The sequence below is a fragment of the Corynebacterium sp. L4757 genome, from assembly GCF_043673995.1.
Lineage (GTDB): Bacteria > Actinomycetota > Actinomycetes > Mycobacteriales > Mycobacteriaceae > Corynebacterium.
The window spans coordinates 43563-64589 of sequence record NZ_JBIMEN010000004.1 but is presented as its reverse complement, the minus strand read 5'-3'; the positions used below and the strand labels follow the sequence as shown (position 1 = coordinate 64589).

The window sequence follows — 21027 nt, the reverse complement described above, 5'->3', positions numbered from 1 at the left end:
GGCATGGACTTGCAGTCGCGATTAAACATCGCGAGAACGTTACTTAGCATTCTGCGGCCGCATCGCTTTATCGCACTACGAGCTGGCATACCGAAGCACCTTTAGTACTCTCAATCTTTTCACTACCCCAAGGATGTATTCGCCGTGAGCAAACCCCGCCGTATGGCCTACGCTGCAGCTTTGGCAGCTGCCCTACTCGGAATTGCTACGCCCGCGATCGCACAATCTGGTGCAAGTTCGCAGGCTCCGGCGCAGTCGAGCTCCATCCAAAATCCATTGGATGAGCTTGGCCGCCCAACTGAAGCCACGCAGGCGCAGGTTCGTGATTTTGCGAATCAGCCCTGGATGCCACGGGATGCCCGCAACGCGATTTTGTCCGCGCTGGCGTTCTATTCTGGCGCAGGCGAAGGCGAAAGCGGTGCTCCCCTGGTTGAAGGCGGACCCGCTTTCAAGCAGTTTTACTGGCCAACGGTGTCTGGAAAATGCATCGGCGGGCAAGGCGACTCGGTGGGTTCGGCCATCGCGGTTCCTGGCCCAACTGAGATTCCAGCGCCCGGCGCAGGCGCAGGCGAAACCACTTTTGTGTTCACCGCACTAGGAACTGCCCCAGCAGCAGAGCGTCAGGGTGAGATGAATGTGCAGTGGTTCAACATCGATACGTTGCAGACCGGAATTGCCCCACTGGGCAACCACGGCATCAATGCCGATGGCCCTGCAACTGTCTCCGGTACTGCATCAACGGGTAAAGGCACCATCGTGGCGATGGTGTCCGGCACGGTCAAAACTCAAGAACAACCCTGCAGCTTTGTGCCCACCGCGGCCATATTCGAGGTGAAATAGAATGAGCGTCGATCTCCATCCGGTGAAGGAAGAAACCTTCAATACGACCGAGCGCGTTAACGTCGACCCCAAAGGCTACCTACGCGAGGTAGATACCTATAAGGTCACTGATTTCGGACTGTACATGGCTCGCGGTGCTAACCATCCACGGTTTGGCTACCTCGAGTCTTGGCTTTTGCCGAAGCTGGGTCTGCGTGCAAATATCTTCCACTTCCGTGATGGAGTAGAGGAGCGCCAGGACTTCTATATTGACGTCGCAGAGATCGCTGTCAAGGGTGATGTCTGGACGACCCGCGACCTATATGTGGACCTAATTTCTAATACTGGTGAACCTATTGATGTCCAGGACATCGATGAGCTCTCCGCAGCGACTTCCGCTAGCCTAATTACTGCTGAAGAAGCAGAACGCGCAATTGATACCACCCTCGCCGCAGTGGAAGGCATCACGCGCTATGGCGATAACGCCATGGAATGGCTCAAGGCTTTGGGTATGGAGTTGACGTGGGCAGATGACGTGGAGCTAACTCCTGCTTCTTAAGATTTTGCCGTGAATTAGCGCCGTTGTCCGACCGTTGTCGGGTGGCGGCGCTACACTTTTCTCCAGGACTTTTAAACCTTGGAGGTATCCCATGGCAGGCGGATTACTCGCACTACTTGATGATGTTGCGCTCATCGCTCGGTCGGCTGCATCATCGATTGATGATGTCGCAGCACTCGCTGGTAGGACGTCGATGAAAGCCGCCGGCGTGGTCATCGATGACGCAGCTGTCACCCCGCAGTATGTATCCGGTGTGGATCCGAAGCGTGAGCTGCCGATGATTTGGCGCATAACCAAGGGCTCGCTCATTAATAAGCTGGTCATCATTTTGCCCATCGCGCTGCTACTGTCTTGGCTTGCGCCATGGGCGCTGGGCCCGATTCTGATGTGCGGTGGCGCGTACCTGTGTTATGAGGGCGCCCATAAGATCCTCCATAAGCTTGTGCCTTCCGATGACCACGAGAAAGCTCCCACCATCGAGCGCGGTCCTGAGGCCGAGGACAAATTGGTCAAATCCGCGATTACTACGGACTTGATTCTCTCGGCTGAGATCATGGTGATCTCATTGAATTCGCTGTTGGATCAGTCTTTCTGGATGCGCCTGGGGGCGCTCATCGTCGTGGCTATTGGCATCACCGTTGGTGTGTATGGCGCGGTGGGCTTGCTGGTCAAGATGGATGACATTGGCTTATCGATGCTCCGTCGCCGCGACGGCAACTCTCCTCTTGGTTCCACGCTGGTTAAGGGCATGCCGCATGTCTTAAATATCATTGGCATCGTTGGTACTGCTGCAATGTTGTGGGTCGGTGGCCACATCATCGTTGCTGGTCTGGCTGACTTCGGAGTCCATGAACCAGCCGATATCATCCACGGACTCACGGCCCTGGTCTCGGGCGGCTTCCTGACCTGGCTGGCTGACACATTTGGTGCGATGGTCTTTGGCCTGCTCGTGGGCGCCATCATCGTCGGTGTGATTGCGGCGGTTCAGAAACTGATTCCAGGTAGTCCTGCGCAGGCTAGCGCTCACAAAGAAGACGCCGCCGGATCGACCGGCGGCGAGCAAGAGTCAGCTACATAAAGAGCAGCAGCGAGATGGCCATGATTGCCATGCCAGCGATGAGCCCATAGATGGCATGGTGGTGTTTGCCGGTTTCGACAGCGGCGGGCAGCAGCTCGTCGAGGCTGATGTAAATCATGATGCCGGCGACCATCGCAAAGCTAATGCCCAATGTGGCTGGCCCCAGGAATGGCATGAGCACGAGAAAGCCAATCAGCGCGCCGAGTGGTTCGGCAAGCCCGGACAAGGTTGCCCAGCCAAAGGCTTTCTTTCGGGACATGGCGGCTGCCCGCAAGGGCACAGCTACGGCAACGCCTTCGGGGATATTGTGAATCGCAATCGCGACAGCAACAGGAATTGCGATAGTCATGTCCTCCAGCCCAGCGAGAAATGTAGCGAAACCTTCAGGAAAGTTGTGCAACGCCAGCGCGCCTGCAGTGAAGAAGCCAGTCTTCATCAGGCGGTTTTTCCGCTCAGCCTCGGCGACTGAGCCGGGTTCATGCGGGTTAATTGCCGCGGGCACGACGCGGTCAATGATGCCGATGAGAGCAATACCAGCAAAGAATGCACCCACTGCCGCCCACGTACCAGCTTTGAGCGAGCCAAAAGCCTCCGTGAGGTCGTCGATTCCTTTGGGCAGAATCTCCATGAAGGAGACATAGAGCATCACACCAGCTGACAGCCCCAGGGATGCCGCCATAAATCCAGGTCCGGTGGTGCGCCGCGAAACGGCAATCGCGCCACCGATCGCGGTCGATAGGCCCGCGAGCAGCGTCAGCCCAAAGGCCAGCAAAATGGTGGGAAGCTCATACATAGTTCGTCATTTTAACCCCGCGTGCTTCACCGTGAGCAACCGCTCCTCGCCTATGATCGCGGGTATGTCTGATTATCCTTTAGCGCTCAATCACTGCGGAGTGGAGTATCTCGCGGTATTGGATAATGTCTGCCTGGCAACGACGCTATCTTTGCCCGCACAAACACAGATTCCGGTGACGCTCGAAGCAGATAATCGCACGGGCGGCTGGCGCATCCGCAGCATGTTTGGCACCGTCGGCTGGCTGGACGCAGATGAATCCGCGGAGTATCCCGCGCTCGAACGTGTTCGTGATGCGGGCATCACGGTATCGACCACCGCTGTCGTGGACCTAGATGATGTCGCGGTCAACATCGGCTTGGCGCCGTGGCAGATTGCCGTTAATAATCAGCCAGAGGGCACGGTGGTGCTCAATGGTGGGGTGCCAGCGGCATTGGATATTTCGATGTCAGATGATGTTAATGCTGCACAGATTACAGCGTTGGGCACCGCGTGCGTCTTTGTGCAATTGCACCACATCGCCGGCGCCATCGTGGTGACCGTCGATGATTCCGTCCTGGGGGTTTTGGGCGCCGTCACCGATTTCGGTGTGCTCACCCAGCTGCTTGCGCAGGCGCCCATCGCCGCGCGCGCGTATATTGCCGGCGGCATGGTGGCGGTAGATTTGCCGGCCGATCCAGACAACCTCTTCGCCCCATCAGTTCCGCCTTTGCCCGCGCTTGCCGATGCCCCTCTCCTCCCCCAACCCACATATTCCGGGAATGTGGATGCGGAACTGAGTTTCGATCCCAGTGATTATCTTTTGCCAGCCAAGGCATCTAAACCTGCCTCGCAGCGATTTATTACCCACCAGATTTTTGATGACACGCCAGCCACCGAGGCTTTTCAGGCGCTGCTGCGTGGCGAAGATCCCGAGGCCCCCGAGGAAGATTAGCGCACGGTGCGCGTGCTCGGTGTGACTCGGACCGTCAGCCCTTGTGCGTCCATGTACTCCAAAAGCGGAACAGCCACGCGGCGCGTAGTGCCGAGGGCTTGACGCGCTTCTGAGAGCGTGAACTCGCCGCCGAGAGCGCGCAGTTCTTCTGCTGCGAGCTGCGGGGCAGATGGCAACAGCACAATCGAATCCATGCGTACTAGCCTGCCGGCGCGCTCAGCAGCGGCGAGCTCAGCTACACCGAGGTGAAGACGCGCGAGGGTGTCGGCATCTGGGGCGGAGAAGGGGGCATCGGCAAGCTGTGCTTCTAGCTCCTGCACGCCGTTCTCAGCCTTGCCGAGATCGCGCGGTGCGGCCTTCGGGTCCCGAATCATCGCGCCATCGCGCTTGAGGCCAGCTCCGGCAACCGGTATCCCAAGCAAGCTTTCCGATGGCAGCTCAAGCGCACTGTGCGCCGTCGCCAAAGGGAAAGCATCTGCGAGTGGATGTGCCGCCATGTAGTCATCAAAAGCTGTGCGGAGCTGTGCTGTCCACCGGCCAATCGCCAGAGCTGACACCCACCAGCCCTGGAACTCAATAACGCCTGCAGGTTTATCGGTGATATTAAAGCCTGCGGCCTGCAGCGTGGATTTCTCCACTGCCAGGCGGCGCTCAATATAGGCGGATGGGTCCAGTGGATCCCAGGTAGTGAGTTCCTCTGTGCGCTTTACAGCAGCGCCCCGGCGAGATAGTGAAGGCGGATCCATATCCACGACCTCGCAGCCAATGAGCCCATCGAGTCCCGGACCGCGCAGTGCCAACCGATCCATAATCCGCAGTGGCAGACCAGCGCCCAAGATGGTGATGCGCGCATGCTGCTCACCTAGCGAACGGACATGCACCGGCACAGAGGTGGTACCGACGTGGACGTTGAGTTCCCGCGGAACATTATCCAGTGCAGGTCCAGTGCGCCTACGCACATCCAAAATTTCGGGGCGCCACCAGGCCTCAGTGGGCGCGGTGAGGACATCTCCTCGGGAGATATCTGCCGCATCCACGCCGCGCACGTTAATGGCCAGGCGCATGACCGGCGCAGCATCATCCACGGCCGTGTTCTCACTGTGCAGCCCGCGCACGACTACTTCATGCATTCCCGTGGCGGTAAGCAGATTCAAGGTATCCCCGACTTTCACGCGTCCGCGCGCCCACGTCCCGGTAATTACTGTGCCTGCACCTTTGACGCTAAAAGCACGGTCAATCCACATTCGCACCGGCAATTGCGCGGCAGCTTCGAATTCGGCTGCATCTGGCAGCAGGCTATCGATAGCTGATTTGAGTTCCGGGATGCCAGCGCCGGTGCGGGCGGAGACGGAGTGGATGGGGGCATCGGCAAGCGTGGTGCCGTCAAGTTTCACCCGGACTTCTGATTCGGTTATGCGCTGGCCATTATCCATGCGCGTGAGCACGATGATCCCGCGCGAAATGCCGAGAGCATCAATGGCTTCTAAGTGCTCAGTAGTTTGTTCTTTCCAGCCCTCATCGGCAGCAATAACTAGCAGCACCGCGGGTGCGGGACCAAGCCCCGCCAGTGTATTAGCGATGAATCGCTCATGTCCTGGCACGTCCACGAATGCCACATTCGCGCCCGAATCCAACGTCGTCCAGGCAAAACCTAAATCGATGGTCAGCCCGCGGCGCTTTTCTTCGTCCCAGCGGTCCGGATCCATCGTGGTCAAAGCATTAATGAGCGTGGACTTGCCGTGATCCACGTGGCCGGCTGTGGCAATCACAAACATCTTATTGTCCTTGGGCCTTCAAAATCGCGGCAATCAGTTGCTGATCTTCGTTGGCAGGAATGCAGCGTACATCCACCAGACATTTTCCAGCATGAACCCGTGGCAACACCGCAGGTGTTCCCGTACGTAACTTGGCCGCCAACTCTTCGGGCTGCGCTACCGGTAACGCCACCGCATAGCCTGCGAGTGGATACTCTGGAGCTCCCCCGCCGCCAACTCGGCCTGGGTGCTCAATGACCTCACCGCCCACGGCCTCAGCGACGGCTTGGGTGCGCTTTAGGTGAACATCGGCAGGCATGTGCAATGCATCTTGGACAGCATTGCTGGGTGCATTAACGCTGGCTTCTAAGGCGTTGAGCCGCAGCTTATCGATACGCACCGCGCGCGCCAAAGGATGCTTCTTCACCTTGGCAATCGCTTCCTTGGTGCCCAACATGATGCCGGCCTGCGGACCGCCCAAAAGTTTATCGCCGGACGCAATCACAATATCTGCGCCCGATGCCAGCTGCGCCTGCAAATCCGGCTCCTCCGGCAGCGTCGGATCCGGCTGCAGCAGCCCCGACCCGAGATCAACGATGAGTGATAGTCCATGGTCATCAGCGAGTTGTCGCAAAGGCTCAATGCCCACGGACGCGGCAAAACCTTCAATACGGAAATTCGAAGGATGCACCTTCAAAATCGCGCCGGTACGCTGCGAAATCGCGCGCTCATAATCTTCCAGGTGCGTGCGATTCGTTGCGCCGATTTCCTTCAACCGCACCGACGTGGACTCAATCAGTTCTGGCAAGCGGAATCCCGCGCCAATCTCGATGAGCTCCCCACGCGAAATGATGACTTCCTTCTCAGGCGCTAAAGCGGCGGTGGCCAGCAACAATGCGGCCGCGCCATTATTGACAACCAGCGCATCTTCCGCCTCTGGGCATGCCGCCAGCAGCGCATCAATGGCACCGCGCCCACGATTCTTCGACCGCACACCGGTATCTAGATCTAGCTCCACGTCGGTATAACCGGCAGCAGCCACCAGCGCATCTTTCGCCTCCGGCGGCAAAGGCGCGCGGCCAATATTGGTATGAATAATGACACCCGTCGCGTTGAGGACGGGGTGAAGGGAGAAAGAGGGGGCATCGGCAAGCAAGGCTTCAACCTGTTCCATCACCGAATGCGGATCAATCTTGCCCGCGCGGGCTGCCACCAGGACTTCATTCACACGCGCGCGAATGACATGCTCCGCCAAACGCTCACGGGCATCACGCACAATCTGCGAAGCCAAAATATCATCCACGCGGGGAATATGACGCCGCGGATCAGTCATGACAAACTCCTTTTGCGCAGGTGGCGGAGACGGACAGGAATCGAACCTGCCAGACCAAGCTACTTGGCCTCACCGGTTTTGAAGACCGGGGCGCCCACCAGGACACGTACGCCTCCGCTATCCAAAGTAGTAGGTTGGGAGACATGACACCAAAACTGACATCTTTCGCTGCCGGCGGCGGCTGCGCCTGCAAGATTCCTGCAGGTCAGCTTGAATCCGCAATCTCTGGACTTATTGGAAATACGGACCCGAACGTCATTGTCGGGCTCGAGGACGGCGACGATGCCTCCGCGATTCGCATCAACGGGGACACCGCGGTGATTTCGACCGCCGACTTCTTTACCCCCATGCTTGATGACCCCTATGACTGGGGCCGGGTGGCTGCGGCCAACGCTTTATCTGATGTCTACGCCATGGGCGGTGACCCGATTACCGCCATCAACTTGGTTGGATGGCCGGTTGACGTGCTCAGCCTCGACGTGCTGCGCGAAGTACTGCGCGGCGGCATGGATGTCTGTAACGCTGCCGGAATTTCGGTGACCGGCGGGCATTCCATCACCGCGCCGGAGCCGATCTATGGCATGTCGGTGACCGGCATCGCTGATCCCGCCAAGCTCATGCGCAATGACGCCGCTGAGGCCGGGCTGCCTTTAACCTTGACTAAAGGTATCGGCGTGGGCATTTTTAACAATAAGCATAAGGCCACCGGTGAGGTATCAGCCGAGGCCGTCGAGTCGATGACGACGCTCAACCGCGATGCCTCCAAGGCTGCGGTTACGGCAGGTCACAAGGCCGCAACCGATATCACCGGCTTTGGGCTACTTGGCCACCTGTACAAGATGTGCCGCGCATCCGGCATCAATGCCGAGCTCAATTTCGCCGACGTTCCCGAAATTCCTGGCGCTAAAGCCGCGCTTGCCGATGGCTTCGTCCCCGGCGGCTCCCGCCGAAACCTCGATTGGGTCCGAGAACACCTCGACGTTGCGAATTCTTCCCTGACTGAGGACGACCTCGTCTTTCTCGCCGATGCCCAAACCTCCGGCGGTCTGCTCGTCGTCGGAGAGGTTCCCGGCTACCCCGTCATCGGCCGCACCGTCGCCCGCCCTGACGCCTCCTGCCCTTATATCAGCATCCTCTAACTTCCTCTCTGCCCTGCGTTTGCGCCCCTCTCTTACGCCACTCGCTTACGCCCCTGCGCCCTTCGCGCTCACCATCTCCCATCTCCTGGCAGCCCCCTTCGCCCTCGGTGAGCGCGAAGGGCGCACCTATCGTTTGGGCCGGCCGAACTCGCGGCGAACCTGAAGGCATCGGCAAGCAAAAGCACCACCGCTACCCCAACGAGACCTTCGCGCTCACCAAAAGCATCCGCCTAGCTAGGCCGCGAACGTTCATGAGCGTAAAGGGCTCACCCCAAAGCTGCCAAAGCACGTGCTTGCCGATGCACCCCTCGCGCTCACCATAACCAGACACGTCGGGAGGCCGAGCGAGATTGTGAGCGTGAAGGGCTCGAGCAGCGCGTGCGGCGCAGAGGAAGCGGGCACGCGAAAGCCCGCGCGGCAGCGTCGAGCCGAGGCGCGGGCTGAAGACCGAACTAGTTCGGCGTAATGATTGAGTTGTCGAGGCCGTTGTCGCGGAGGCGGGCTTCGGCTCGTCGCTTTTGGGGCCCAATCGTGGCTTCTGGGTCCTTGGCGGATTCAAGGCCGCCTTCAAGCACCCCGAGACGAGTGCACAAGCTGGCGCCGGCCAGTGCCGCGCCGGAGAGCACCGAAACGAATCGCGACTTGGTAACTGTGGCCACGGCAGTGCCGACGCCGCCGGCAATCGCCAAGTACTCGGAAGCCTTCATGAGCTTGCCGGCCTTGCCTTCTTTCAGATGCTTGACGTGTTCAGGCTCCATGTTGTCTTCCATGATGTGCGTCGCAGCCAAATCGCCGACGACGCCCGCCAGCGCTAACGTGCGCGCTGGTGCGGCAGCGTCAACAGGAGTAGTAATCATCGCGGTACCGGCCGCGGCCATCGACGCCGAGGACACGAAGACATAAGGCAAGTGCTTCTTCGCACCATTCCAGGTCGGGTTGGACGTATCGGCGATGAGCACTGCAGTGTAACCAGCGAGCGGACCGCCGAGCACAGCCGATACAATGCCGGCCGGACCAGCCGCGGTGTGCAGCACGCGGTGGACTACATTCGGCAGCGGCACCACATTCTTGGTCAACTGTGCAGCTTCCGATGCAGCCGGAATAGCGCTGGCACCGGCAAAGGCACCGAGCAGCCAGGAGCCCATGCTCATTGGTGAAGTCAGCTTGAACACACGGAACATGTTGTAGAAACGCTCCGGACGGCCAAGGTCCAGCACCAAGAACGCGGAACCTAAAGCTGCCGAGGTAAATGCCGTAAGCCTAGTGGTGCGCACCAGCTTTTTATTGCCCGTTGCCTGGGCACCCGCGCCGAGCAATGCGGAACCGCCTGCGATGCCACCCATCCAGAAGTACACGCCAATCGGCCATTCCCATGGCGGAGCCTTGACTACAGGCTTGCCGTAGTAGTTGGAGAACTCGAAGTCCTCGGCCATGCGCTGCTCGCGGGAGCCGTCTTGTGCTCCGGCACCAGGCTTTTTCCCTGGCCCTTTTCCTTTCTTCTTTCCACCACCGCGGTAGCGGCGCTCCGATCCGGGCGGGCGATATTCATCAAATTCGCTCACTTATTTACCTCCCTTGGAAACGAAGAAGGATGCGGCAGCAGCCAAGCTCATGGCACCGACGGCCTTCGCGAAAGTCTTGGCCAACGCTGGCAAGTCCGAGGTCGGTACGCGTGGGTCAGGCGGCAGGCCGTAGACCTCTGGCGAATCCAGCAGCAAGAAGATGGAGCCAGTACCACCGACGCCGTCCTCATTATTCGCGCCATAGAGGCGAGCCTCGGTCTGTCCCTGTCGGTGCAGTTCTGCGACGCGAGTCTTCGCGGCCTCCAGCATGTTGTCATAGGTGCCGAACTGAATGGAGTCAGTTGGGCAGGTCTTGGAACATGCTGGCTGCTCGCCCATCTTCAGACGGTCGTAGCACATGGTGCACTTCTGAGCCACGCCAATATTCTTAATCGGCATGGTTTCACCAGGGGTGTGGTCAGCGCCTTGCTGCTTGAGTTGCTTGAGCTTCTTGAACACGTTAATGCCCGCATGGTTAGGAACTTCTTGGGCCTCAACGTGGTTGGCCTTCAGAGATACGCCACCATCTTCGCGACGTTCGATGACGCCGAATGGGCAACCCGCCACACAGGTGCCGCAGCCATTGCAGACATCATCTTGGACCACGACCGTGCCGAATTCGGTGCGGAACAACGCACCGGTTGGGCACACATCCAGGCAGCCTGCGTTGGTGCAGTGCTTGCAGACATCCGAGGACATCAGCCAGCGGAAAGTATTCGTATCAGGCGGGGTGGTATCAACCGGGGCATCGGCAGGTGCATCGGCAGGCGCGGCGCCGACCGATGGCATTCCGAGCGAGACCAGCTTGGCGCCCTCCTCGCGGGCTTTGTTGATGCGTTCATTATCTTGCTCAATAAACGCCACGTGCCGCCACGTATTCGCGCCCAGTTCACCGGTGTTGTCATAGGAATTGCCGGTTAAGTTATAGCCCTCAACTGGGTTGCGGTTCCACTCTTTACAGGCAACCTCGCAGGCCTTGCAGCCGATGCACACTGAGGTGTCCGTGAAAAAGGCTATGCGCTGGTAGTCCTCATAGCCGTGGCCGTGCGAGTTCTCCGTCAGGTTATTGGTTGTCACGGTCATTTACTCTTCGCCTCCTTCTGCATCTGGTGCTGAGCCATCGATGTTCTTGCGGACTTCGTCTTGCTGGTCAGGCTTGAATGCAACGCCAGGAGCATTGCTTTCCGATGCCTCCTCCCGCAAAACTTCTTCCTTCACCGCCTTATTGGGGATAAACAAATCTGTCGTGGATGTCCCTTCCAGAACTGTTTCTTCCTCGGTGTAGACCAGCTCATTACCGGAATCCAGGTCGAGGCCAGCACGCTGCTGGTATTCCTGGACCAAATCCAAACGAGCTTGGCCGCGTGGGCGGCGGCCAGCCTTGATCTCACAAGCACCAACCTTGGAGTTCTGAATGAACACATTTGGCTCCAAAGTCAGACCCAGAAGGTCATTGGCGCCATCACCAGTCACCGGCGAGGAGCTGGACTGGCCGTAGTGGAATGGCAAACCAATCTGGTGGAAGTCTTCCCCATTGATGGTCATTGGTTCCATACGTTCAGTCACCAAAACGCGTGCTTCGATCGCGCCACGAGGCGAAATGATGGTTGCCCATCCACCGTTTTCCAGTCCGCGCTTTTCAGCCAGGACTGGATCCACTTCCACGAAGAGGTCCGGCTGTAGCTCAGCCAGATATGGCAGACGACGACTCATGGCACCCGAGGTGTACATCTCGGTCAGTCGGTACGTCGAGAACACCACTGGGTAGACCTCAGAGCCTGGCTCCCCTGCCATTGGCTTGGACAGGTTATCCGGACGCTTAATGGTCAAACGCGTCGGTGACTGCTGCTGGCTGTACAAAATGTTGCGGGCCGGGGACTCATGTGGCTCATAGTGGGTTGGCAATGGGCCATCGGAAAGTCCCTTTGGCGCAAAGAGCCAACCACGGCCATCGGCCTGCATGATGAAGGCATCGGTGCCGTCCAGGGCCGCAGGTCCCTTCGCATCCACTGGTGCGCGGTGCTCTGGGTCCAAGTTGACTGGGAAGTCAGGGACATCATTACCAGTCCAGCGACCGGCTTCCGCGTCCCACCAGATGTACTTCTTGCGCTCCGACCATGGCGTTCCATCTGGAGCTGCCGAGGCACGGTTGTACAAGATACGTCGGTTCGCAGGCCACGCCCAGCCCCACTCCAGAGCTACTTCATTTTGTGAAGTACCAGAGACCTTGCGGGCCGACTGGTTGACATTGTCTTTAAAGACACCAGAGTAAATCCAGCAACCACCAGAGGTTGATCCATCAGTCTTCATCTCAGTAAAGCCTGGCAGCAACTGGCCCTTCTTAGGGCCATCCAAGTAGTAGCCGTTGATTTCACGCAGCACGTCTTCTGCGTCCGGCTCACCATGTGCGGTTTCCTCATAGTCCCAGGTGACTGCCTTCAAGGCTGCATCACGAGGATCCTGCGAATCCGCGAGCTTCTCACGAACCCGCTTACCCAGCTGGTAGAAAAACCACAGGTCACTCTTGGCTTCTCCTGGCGGATTAGTTGCCTGGAAACGCCATTGCAGCATGCGCTGCGTCTGAGTGAAAGTACCCGCCTTTTCCACGTGCGTGGCCGCTGGCATGAGGAAAACCTCAGTACCAATGTCCTCAGTCTTCAGCTCGCCCGTCTTAATTTCTGGCGAGTCATACCAGAAGGACGCGGTCTCAATTTCCTGGAAGTCACGAACGACCAGCCACTTTAGCGAGGCCAAACCGCGACGCTGCATGCCACCATTAGACTGCGCGACAGCTGGGTTCTGTCCGAAGACAATGTAGCCTTCCACGATTCCGTCGAGCATGCCCATCAAGGTTTCATAGGTAGAATGTGCGCCATCGATGCGCGGCATGTAATTCCAGCCCCAGTCATTGTCCTTCGTGGCATTGTCGCCCCAATAAGACTTCATCAGGGAAACGGCGTAGTTCTCCCGAAGTCCCCAGAAGCCCTTCTGGTCTTCCTTCGCAGTCGCATCCAGGAAATCATTCCAGGAACCGTGGTCGGCATGTGGCATCGGCAAGTAGCCCGGCAAGTTATTAAACAACGTCGGGATATCCGTCGAGCCCTGAATGGACGCGTGTCCACGCAGCGCCATGATGCCGGAACCTGGACGGCCGACATTGCCCATCAGCAGCTGCAAGATAGCCGCGGTGCGGATGAACTGCGCGCCGAGCGTGTGCTGAGTAAAGCCCAATGCGTACGCGAATACTGTGGTGCGCTCCGGATTGGAATTCTGAGCAATGGACTCCGCCAAGTAGTAGAAGTCATCCTGCGAAATACCACAGGTTTCTTCAACAACCTCAGGGGTGTAGCGAGAGTAGTGACGCTTCAGAATCTGGAAGACCGTATTCGGGTCCTGCAGCGTCTCATCACGCTCAACATTCCATGAAGAACCCTCTGGCTTTTGCACGTACTGCCACGAGTCAGTCACATACTTGCCGGTCTCCGGGTTATAGCCCGAGAAGAGACCATCCAAATCTTCGGTGTCTTGGAAGTCCGGAGAAATGATCGACGAAGCATTGGTGTAATTGACCACGTAATCATGGAAGTACAGATCATTATCAATCATGTACTTAATCAACGCGCCCAACAGCACCACGTCAGTGCCGCCGCGAATCGCGACATGGCGGTTCGCAAAAGCTGACGTACGGGTGTAACGAGGATCCACGTGGATCACACGCGCGCCGCGCTTCTTGGCTTCAACCACCCACTGGAAACCTACTGGGTGGCACTCGGCCATATTAGAACCCTGAATGAGAATGCAGTCCGCATTCGCCATATCCTGCAGTGGCTGGGTAGCTCCACCGCGGCCAAACGAAGCTCCTAAACTAGGAACTGTGGCAGAGTGTCATATTCGCGCCTGGTTTTCGACCTGCACCGCCCCCGCTGCAGTAAACAGCTTCTTAATGATGTAGTTTTCCTCATTATCTAAGGTCGCGCCGCCGAGGCCAGCGATACCCATGGTGCGGTTGAGGGTGCGTCCTTCATCATCAGTGTCCTGCCACTGATTGCGGCGCGACTCAATGAAGCGGTCCGCAATCATGTCCATGGCAGTTTCAGTATCCAGCTCCTGCCACTCAGTGGCGTGCGGTGCACGGTACTTGATCTTGGTTAGGCGGGTTGCGGAGTTAACCAGCTGCTCAGAAGCAGCACCTTTAGGGCACAGGCGACCGCGAGATACAGGGGAATCTGGGTCGCCTTCAATGTGAACGACCCTATTTTCTTTAACGTATACGCGTTGGGAACAACCAACGGCGCAGTAGGGGCAGACCGACTGCACAACTTTATCGGCTTCAACAGTGCGTCCGTGCATCTCGCGCGACTTCGTTGACTGGGTGGATTTATCCCGGCCAAAGATGTCTCCGCGCTGCATCTGGCGCACCACTGGCCAATTGAGCGGACTTAACTTTGACATGTCACCAAATCTACCCGATGAAACTATTTTTATGCACGTCCGAAAGTTGCATATCCACCTAAAGGACTAACCAAGGAATCTGACCCTTCACATCGCGGTTTAGAAATTCACGACTTGTAGATTCAAGGCCCTCTCCCCGTCCTCACCGGCCACCATTGCGGGAATAAACTCTGCCGGCTTGGGATGGTCCGGCAACGCCTCCAAATACACTTTGTGATGCTCTAAGGAACGCACTCCCGCCTGCACATCCGCATCCGTTACCGGCAGATAGTGAGTCGGGGTCGAGCTTCCAGAAATCAGCAGGCGGCCCGCCTTCCATGGCTCAAGGTCCAATTCGCGGTATGTCCACGGATTATCGGCATCACGGATGGCATCCATAACGACCTCTCCGGTCACGCGGTGGTCAACGTGGTTAACGCCCCACTGCGCCCACAGTTCAAAATTGATAATCGCGAGGGTGTCCGGCTGAAATTCGCGAATTTCCTTTGCCACCACTTTGCGGACATCAAGGCCATATTGCAACTCGCCATCCGGGAAGTTCAGGATATTCAGGCGTCCCACGCCGACTTCATCACAGGCGGCTCGTTGTTCATCGGCACGCAATGCTTTTGTCTGCGCCGGCTCCATATCGCGGATACCAGCCTCGCCTGCCGTTAGCAACAAGTAGGCAACTTCTTTGCCCGCAGCGGTGAAGTTATTGACCGCAACAGACAAGCCATATTCGGCATCATCCGGATGGGCAACAACAACCAGCACACGTTCAATGTCATCAGTTTTTAGCAGCTCAAGTTCCATATTTCCCCATCCTACGCATTGCTTGCCGATGCCTCATTCCCTTCCTGAAATATCCCTCCCATCACATGACGTTGTGCTGAGATGAATTTAAAGCTAAAGTGATGCAGTCAAATAAACTGGTCTGTCTACTTAGATCAAACTAGTCAGTCTAGAAACAAATGAAAGGTGCTGAGCATGTCCACTAAGACAATGAGCTCGCAATCAACTAAAGGCTCACGCTCCGGGCTGCCAAAGTGGGCAACCGGATTCGGTGCGCAGGTCTTCGCCGGTCTCATCATCGGCCTAATTTTAGGTTTCACCGCCTCCGGCATGTCACTGCAGTGGCTATCAGATCTCCTCACCGGCGTCGGCAACGCATACGTGCAGCTTCTGCGCGTCATGGTGCCGCCACTGATCTTCGCTGCAGTGGTGACCTCGGTGGCAAATCTGCGCAAGGTCGCGAACGCCGCTGCGCTAGCAATTTCCACACTGGTGTGGTTTGCGATTACCGCATTCCTTAGCGTTCTCATCGGTATCGCTGTCGCGCTCATCATGCGCCCTGGTGTTAACTCCACCGTCGATCCTGCTTCCGCTGCCGATCCTTCTCGCGTCGGTTCGTGGACTGCATTCCTGGAGTCGATTGTTCCGGATAACTTTATTGGGCTGAGTGCATCGGCAAGCGATGATGGCGTCTCCTTGAGCTTTGCCGCCCTGCAGCTGCTGGTTATCTCCTTGGCCATTGGCATCGCTGCGGTCAAAGCCGGCGAAGCGGCCGATCCATTCTTGCGCTTTACCGAATCCTTCCTCAAGGTCATCCAGGTCATCCTATGGTGGATCATTCGCCTGGCGCCCATCGGCACCGCGGCACTCATCGGCAAGGCTGTAGCCACCTATGGCTGGGATGCACTGGGGTCTTTGGGCAAGTTTGTGCTGGCCATCTACGTTGGACTGGCCCTGGTCATCGCTGTGGTCTACCCAGCCGTGCTGAAGTTTAACGGCATTCCGGTCATGGACTTCTACAAGCGCGTCTGGCCAGTATTTTCCCTCGGTTTTGTCACCCGTTCCTCCATGGGCGTCATGCCTGTTACCCAGCGCGTGACTGAGCGCTCCATGGGCGTGCCGAGCGAATACGCATCCTTCGCCATCCCGCTCGGCGCCACCACCAAGATGGACGGCTGTGCCTCCATCTACCCTGCTATCGCCGCTATTTTCGTCGCACAGTTCTATGACATCGAGTTGACGATAACGCACTACCTGCTGATCATTTTCGTCTCCGTCATCGGCTCTGCCGCGACCGCCGGCACCACGGGCGCAACCGTCATGCTGACCTTGACGCTGTCCACGCTGGGGCTGCCGCTCGCCGGCGTTGGACTGCTGCTTGCGGTTGAGCCAATCATCGATATGGGCCGCACCGCCGTTAACGTCACCGGGCAGTCTGTCGCCGCAACCATCGTTGCTAAGCGCGCCGATATCCTTGACCAAAAGGTATGGGATGAAGCCGCCGATGGCATCGAAGCTGCCGTCGCACCATCCAAGGCTTAAATAATTCCGCATCTTTGCGGCCCCGCCATCACCGGCGCGGGCCGCTTTTTTATGTCTTCGCCCGCCGCGCGCCCTTCGCGCTCACCAACACACGCGAAGTCGAAGGGGCGGACGAGATTATGAGCGCGAAGGGCGCAGACGCGAAGAACCCCACGCACAAGCGTGGGGTTCGGCTAAGGAATCAGTAGTTGTCTACTTCTGCTCGTCGAAGCCATCAATGCCGTCGGCTTCAATCTGCTCCTTACGGACTTCCTCGGATACTCGCTCGGTATCGGAGACTTGCTCGGCGGAAAGGTTGACCTTTTCCACGGGCACGGTTTCCTTATTAACTACTGGGCGCTCCTCATGAAGGGTGACGGATGCTTCCTCTTCAGTGAGGTTGGAATCTAGGCCGCCCGATACAGCTTGGGAGGACGCGTCATCAGGGTCGATTGGGGTGCGCTCGACCTTGACTTCCTCGCGGGTAACGGGGACTTCAACGGTCTCGGTCTCGGTGACCACGTACTTACGCAGACGTGCTTCACCAGTCTGGACGCGTTCAGTATCGACGTTGAGATGCTCCTCGGAGCGAATCATCTCATTGTTATTCGCGCCATTGGTGGAAGCATCAGACGCAGATCCGTCAGCAGTGGAAGTACCTGCGACTCCCCCGGCTCCTGCAGCGGCTGTGGAAGCCGCAGGTGTTTCGGTGGCTGAGTTGCCTGCAGTGGCAGCTTCATCAGAGCGAACGTTATCTGAGAAGTCTGGGCGTGGGCGTTCCTCGTCGGTCGTGGAATCGGAGGTGCCGGAATCGGTTGCGGCAGCACCAGTTACACCAGCTCCAGCAACGCCGGCGCCAGCTGCACCCGCGCCAGCTACGCCAGCACCTGCTGCACCAGCACCAGCAGCCTTGGTATCGGCCGTGGAAGTTTCGGTTGCTTCGGCTGCTTCAGTGGCATCGGTTGCTTCAGGGCGTTCGCCGCCGGTGTAGCCCTGGACGTCAGCAGCCTCGGAAATGCCGTAGTGCTCGTAGATTTCGGTTTGCTGCTGTGGAGTCAGTGGCTTATCGGAGTCGAAATCAGGTGCGTTCTTAATGCGATCTTTGGCAAAGCCCAGGGTCAGAGAGTCGCCATCAACGGAGTGCCCGCGTAGCGGGACCAGTGAGTTGCCCATTCCGAATAGGCCATGGTTGACATCGACGAAGGTCGGCTGACCGGAGGCATCATCAACGAAGACTTCATTGACGTCGCCGAGTTTGTCGCCGTTGTTGTCGTAGGCAGTTGCAGAAAGTAGGTCACGGACGTTCAAAGACATAAAGAATTTATCCTTCCTCTTCTAAGAGGTAGTTCGTTTCTTGTGTATGTGTTTGGCGCTCGCATCGACCCTTCCCGACAGGGCATTATTTGCTTTCTTTCGAGCGCTTGATTCCGAGCCTAAGTAGTTTTGCGCACTTTCGCCGCCCTGCACCAGCCGTTTTCGGGAATAACGCGGTGTCGTCGCAGCGCAGCGCGGCTGTCACAACTTCATAAAGATGCCACAATGGTGGTTATGAAGTTTGAATCACGTCGCCCATCGCCCATGCAAGGAGCAAAACCAACTAAGAAAGATTTGACGCGTTTTCATCTCAAGCCAATTGATGACATCGTGCCCGCTGCTGATGAGACGCAGCGCCTGCGGATGCTGATTGTGGGTGTAAATCCGAGCCCGTGGACAGCGGCCGTCAATGCCCCTTTCGCGCATCCGGGCAACAGGTTTTGGCCGTCGCTGAAGGCTGGTGGCGTGATGGATCACCTGGTGGACGCCTCGGCGGGTTTGCCGGAATCAGCCTTGCAGGAGTTCGCGGAGAAAAGGATTGGGGTCACTAACTTTGTTCCGGAATTGGCAACTTCCCGTGCGGATGAGCTGACTAAAGAGCAGCTTGCCGATGGCGCCGCCCGCATGATCCAGAAAGTCATCGCCTTGCGCCCGGAGTCGGTGGCGATTTCAGGAATCACGGCGTATCGGCAGGCTTTTGGGTTGAAGAAGGCCAAGCTAGGGCGCCAAGATGTGCTTCCGGAAGGCTGGCCAGAAGATGTTGCGTTGTGGGTGGTTCCCCAGCCCAGTGGTTTGAATGCGCATGAGACGGTGGCAACTTTGGGTGAGAAATGGGCTGCAGTGTGGGAGTCGACAAACCCGAGCAGTGCGTAGCATGTTCGGGCGCTAGTGCAGGCTGCCGCGAATATCGGTAGCGGCCGCAGAATCGACGGTCAGGACTTCCAGCGCTGCGGTGACGCCGCGGACAAGGTCATCCAGCGGCAGCGATGGATCTTTGGCCTGCGCCGGAATGTAAGGCACGTGAATGAACCCAGCCAGCATTTCGGTTCCGGCAAGAATATCGAGCGCCGTATACATCAGGTAGTTACAGACAAATGTGCCGGCGGTATGGGATAGCTCTGCTGGAATGCCGCTGGCGCGAATGGCGTGCACCATGGCTTTGACGGGCAAAGTCGCAAAGTAGGCGGTGGGGTCTGAGGGGTTGATGGGGGCATCGGCAAGCACTGTGCCCTCGTTGTCTGGAATGGGTGCGTCGGCAATATTGATGGCCACGCGTTCGACAGAGATAGCGTGGCGGCCGCCGGCTTGGCCAAGGCAGACAATGGCGTCGGGGCGATGCTTGCCGATGCCCTCCTGAAGCACCCCTGCCACCGAAGAAAAAGCGGTGGGCATGTCGAGGGTAATGATGCGCGCGCCGTTCACCTCTGCGGGCAGCTGGGCTGCGATTTCGCGGGCAGGATTAAGTGTTTCGCCGCCGAAAGGATCGAAAGCGGTGACCAGAATTGTGCGGGGCATTCTTCCACCCTAGTGTGAGCTAGACGCACGTGGCAGCGACTAAGCTGCTAGTTTGTTCTCAGTTAAAACTTTCACTCCCTCCCCCCTACTCACTTCACACCGGAGATTTTGATGCGCAAAAAGTTCCTCGTTCCCGTTCTTGCATCTGCGACTGCATTCGCGTTAAGTGCCACGTTGGCCCCTGTGGCGAGTGCGCAAAGTTCAATGTCGTCGCTATTTTCAGGAAGTTCCTCGGGGTCTTCTGGCTCGTCGAGCTCTTCCGGTAATTCCGGCGATACTTCTACGCCTCACGCAAGTGACATCTCCCCTGGTATTGACACCACCCTCATCGGTGATTTGCTGGGACCAGGGCTGTCTGAGGAAATCGGTCTGCTCGTGGGTGACTTGGGCGTGATGACAGAGTTTGAAGAAGGCGAAGAGTTCGCGATCATCTTTGGTGACTCCTGGCGTGGAAATAAGCTGGGCAATGGCACGTGGATACGTATTCCTGGCGTGGTGGCAACGAAGGAGAATGGCCGGATTAAGATTCTCCGCCCGCTCAATGACGGCGAGATTGCCCAAGAATTGGTGGACATTCCTCAGGATGGCATTTTGACCGTCATTCCTTCAGACATCATCAATATTGATGGCACGCTCTATATGCAGGGCATGCGGGTGCGAGGGATTGGCAATGTGCTGCAAACGCATATCTGGAAGTCCACTGATAATGGACAAACTTGGGACAAGATTGGTGATCAACGCCCGGGCTTTAACGGCGGCATGACCAACCTGATTTCTTGGGCGAAAGGCCCGGATGGTTATATCTATCAGGCCTCGACGCAATTCCAGCGCAAGGATGATGTGTACCTGCAGCGTTTTAAGCCTGAGGACATTGCCAACTATGGCAACTGGGAATATTTCCAGCCGGATACTGGCCAGTGGACAAGCAAGATTGGAAAGCCTATCTTGTCCACCAATGTTCGCGCTGGTGAGTTGAACTTGCGGTATATCCAGGGGCATTGGGTATTGGCGATGTTTAACGAAGAACGTATGAGTATAGAAATTCGCATTTCCAAGGACATCGATGTGGACTGGAATGCTATTTCGCCTGCCGATGTCATCGTCTCCGGGCCGTGGAATCAGACGCAGAATGAATCAAACTTTTCGCAGCTCTATGGCGCGTATATCGTTCCGGGCTCCACGTTGGACAACATGGATCTGGTGATCTCCCAGTGGAAGACCGACGATGATTCGCGTTATAACTCCACGCAATTCAACGTCAAGGGACTGGATAAGTTCTTCGGCATTACCCCTGAAGCGCCAGCCCTGCGCACCCTACAGTTGGCACCGCAGAGTGAGGATGCACAGAGTGAGGATGCGCAGATTGAGAACCAAGATATTCTCGAGGTGACCGAGGTAGCACCAAGCACTGAACTCAACCAGATTGAGTCTCAGGCTGAAACTCTGCCTGCTGATATCAGCGTGGTGCCTTTGGATTAGA

At 57.5% G+C, this 21027-nt stretch carries 16 protein-coding genes, 1 tRNA gene and 1 pseudogene; 8 read left to right on the top strand and 10 right to left on the bottom strand.

The window, feature by feature from the left end:
• Positions 1–144 precede the first annotated feature (144 nt).
• The 3 genes from ACG98I_RS06480 (at position 145) to ACG98I_RS06470 (ending at position 2456) form a co-directional block, all read left to right on the top strand.
• Positions 145–840, top strand: a complete 696-nt coding sequence (locus ACG98I_RS06480; protein ID WP_394719516.1) for a hypothetical protein — start codon at positions 145–147, stop codon at positions 838–840.
• A gap of 1 nt (position 841) precedes the next feature.
• The gene (locus ACG98I_RS06475; RefSeq protein WP_394719518.1) at positions 842–1378 is read left to right on the top strand and encodes a DUF402 domain-containing protein; all 537 of its coding nucleotides are present in this window, start codon (positions 842–844) and stop codon (positions 1376–1378) included.
• A 91-nt stretch (positions 1379–1469) separates the two neighbouring features.
• The gene (locus ACG98I_RS06470) at positions 1470–2456 is read left to right on the top strand and encodes a DUF808 family protein (RefSeq protein ID WP_394719519.1); all 987 of its coding nucleotides are present in this window, start codon (positions 1470–1472) and stop codon (positions 2454–2456) included.
• Here the strand turns inward: ACG98I_RS06470 and zupT are convergent.
• Positions 2449–3249: a zinc transporter ZupT gene (gene zupT, locus ACG98I_RS06465; protein WP_394719521.1), complete on the bottom strand. Its 801-nt coding sequence runs from the start codon at positions 3247–3249 to the stop codon at positions 2449–2451. The two genes, ACG98I_RS06470 and zupT, sit on opposite strands and share 8 nt — an antisense overlap.
• A gap of 64 nt (positions 3250–3313) precedes the next feature.
• Between zupT and ACG98I_RS06460 the strand changes: the two genes are divergently transcribed.
• Positions 3314–4183 (top strand): hypothetical protein, encoded by an 870-nt coding sequence (locus ACG98I_RS06460; protein WP_394719523.1) that lies wholly within the window; start codon positions 3314–3316, stop codon positions 4181–4183.
• Here the strand turns inward: ACG98I_RS06460 and selB are convergent.
• From selB to ACG98I_RS06445, 3 genes are all read right to left on the bottom strand, one after another.
• On the bottom strand, positions 4180–5958 hold the full coding sequence (gene selB, locus ACG98I_RS06455; RefSeq protein ID WP_394719524.1) for a selenocysteine-specific translation elongation factor: 1779 nt from the start codon (positions 5956–5958) through the stop codon (positions 4180–4182). The two genes, ACG98I_RS06460 and selB, sit on opposite strands and share 4 nt — an antisense overlap.
• Position 5959: 1 nt before the next feature.
• The gene (gene selA / locus ACG98I_RS06450) at positions 5960–7270 is read right to left on the bottom strand and encodes an L-seryl-tRNA(Sec) selenium transferase (RefSeq protein WP_394719526.1); all 1311 of its coding nucleotides are present in this window, start codon (positions 7268–7270) and stop codon (positions 5960–5962) included.
• Positions 7271–7291: 21 nt separating this feature from the next.
• Positions 7292–7386, bottom strand: a tRNA-Sec gene (locus tag ACG98I_RS06445).
• Positions 7387–7413: 27 nt separating this feature from the next.
• Between ACG98I_RS06445 and selD the strand changes: the two genes are divergently transcribed.
• On the top strand, positions 7414–8409 hold the full coding sequence (gene selD / locus ACG98I_RS06440) for a selenide, water dikinase SelD (protein WP_394719527.1): 996 nt from the start codon (positions 7414–7416) through the stop codon (positions 8407–8409).
• A 452-nt stretch (positions 8410–8861) separates the two neighbouring features.
• Here the strand turns inward: selD and nrfD are convergent, their stop codons facing one another.
• From nrfD to ACG98I_RS06420, 4 genes and pseudogenes are all read right to left on the bottom strand, one after another.
• Entirely contained in the window at positions 8862–9971 is a 1110-nt protein-coding gene (gene nrfD / locus ACG98I_RS06435) for an NrfD/PsrC family molybdoenzyme membrane anchor subunit (RefSeq protein ID WP_394719528.1), read from the bottom strand.
• Positions 9972–11054, bottom strand: coding sequence for a 4Fe-4S dicluster domain-containing protein (locus ACG98I_RS06430; RefSeq protein ID WP_394719530.1), 1083 nt, complete (start codon positions 11052–11054; stop codon positions 9972–9974). It lies immediately after the preceding gene.
• A gap of 186 nt (positions 11055–11240) precedes the next feature.
• Positions 11241–14423 (bottom strand): annotated as a pseudogene (gene fdnG / locus ACG98I_RS06425) (formate dehydrogenase-N subunit alpha); the annotation flags it as partial.
• 99 nt (positions 14424–14522) lie between these two features.
• The gene (locus ACG98I_RS06420; RefSeq protein ID WP_394719531.1) at positions 14523–15218 is read right to left on the bottom strand and encodes a PIG-L deacetylase family protein; all 696 of its coding nucleotides are present in this window, start codon (positions 15216–15218) and stop codon (positions 14523–14525) included.
• Between the two features lie 174 nt (positions 15219–15392).
• Here ACG98I_RS06420 and ACG98I_RS06415 point away from each other — a divergent pair, with 174 nt between their 5' ends.
• On the top strand, positions 15393–16739 hold the full coding sequence (locus tag ACG98I_RS06415) for a dicarboxylate/amino acid:cation symporter (RefSeq protein ID WP_394719533.1): 1347 nt from the start codon (positions 15393–15395) through the stop codon (positions 16737–16739).
• 192 nt (positions 16740–16931) lie between these two features.
• On the opposite strand, the gene ACG98I_RS06410 is transcribed toward ACG98I_RS06415, so the two are convergent.
• Positions 16932–18032 (bottom strand): PRC and DUF2382 domain-containing protein, encoded by a 1101-nt coding sequence (locus ACG98I_RS06410; RefSeq protein ID WP_394719534.1) that lies wholly within the window; start codon positions 18030–18032, stop codon positions 16932–16934.
• 234 nt (positions 18033–18266) lie between these two features.
• On the opposite strand from ACG98I_RS06410, the gene ACG98I_RS06405 reads away from it, so the two are divergent.
• Positions 18267–18905, top strand: coding sequence for a mismatch-specific DNA-glycosylase (locus ACG98I_RS06405; RefSeq protein ID WP_394719535.1), 639 nt, complete (start codon positions 18267–18269; stop codon positions 18903–18905).
• Positions 18906–18917: 12 nt separating this feature from the next.
• On the opposite strand, the gene pcp is transcribed toward ACG98I_RS06405, so the two are convergent.
• On the bottom strand, positions 18918–19547 hold the full coding sequence (pcp, locus tag ACG98I_RS06400) for a pyroglutamyl-peptidase I (RefSeq protein ID WP_394719536.1): 630 nt from the start codon (positions 19545–19547) through the stop codon (positions 18918–18920).
• A gap of 111 nt (positions 19548–19658) precedes the next feature.
• Here pcp and ACG98I_RS06395 point away from each other — a divergent pair, with 111 nt between their 5' ends.
• The gene (locus ACG98I_RS06395; protein ID WP_394719586.1) at positions 19659–21026 is read left to right on the top strand and encodes a DUF4185 domain-containing protein; all 1368 of its coding nucleotides are present in this window, start codon (positions 19659–19661) and stop codon (positions 21024–21026) included.
• The last annotated feature ends 1 nt before the right edge of the window (position 21027 follow it).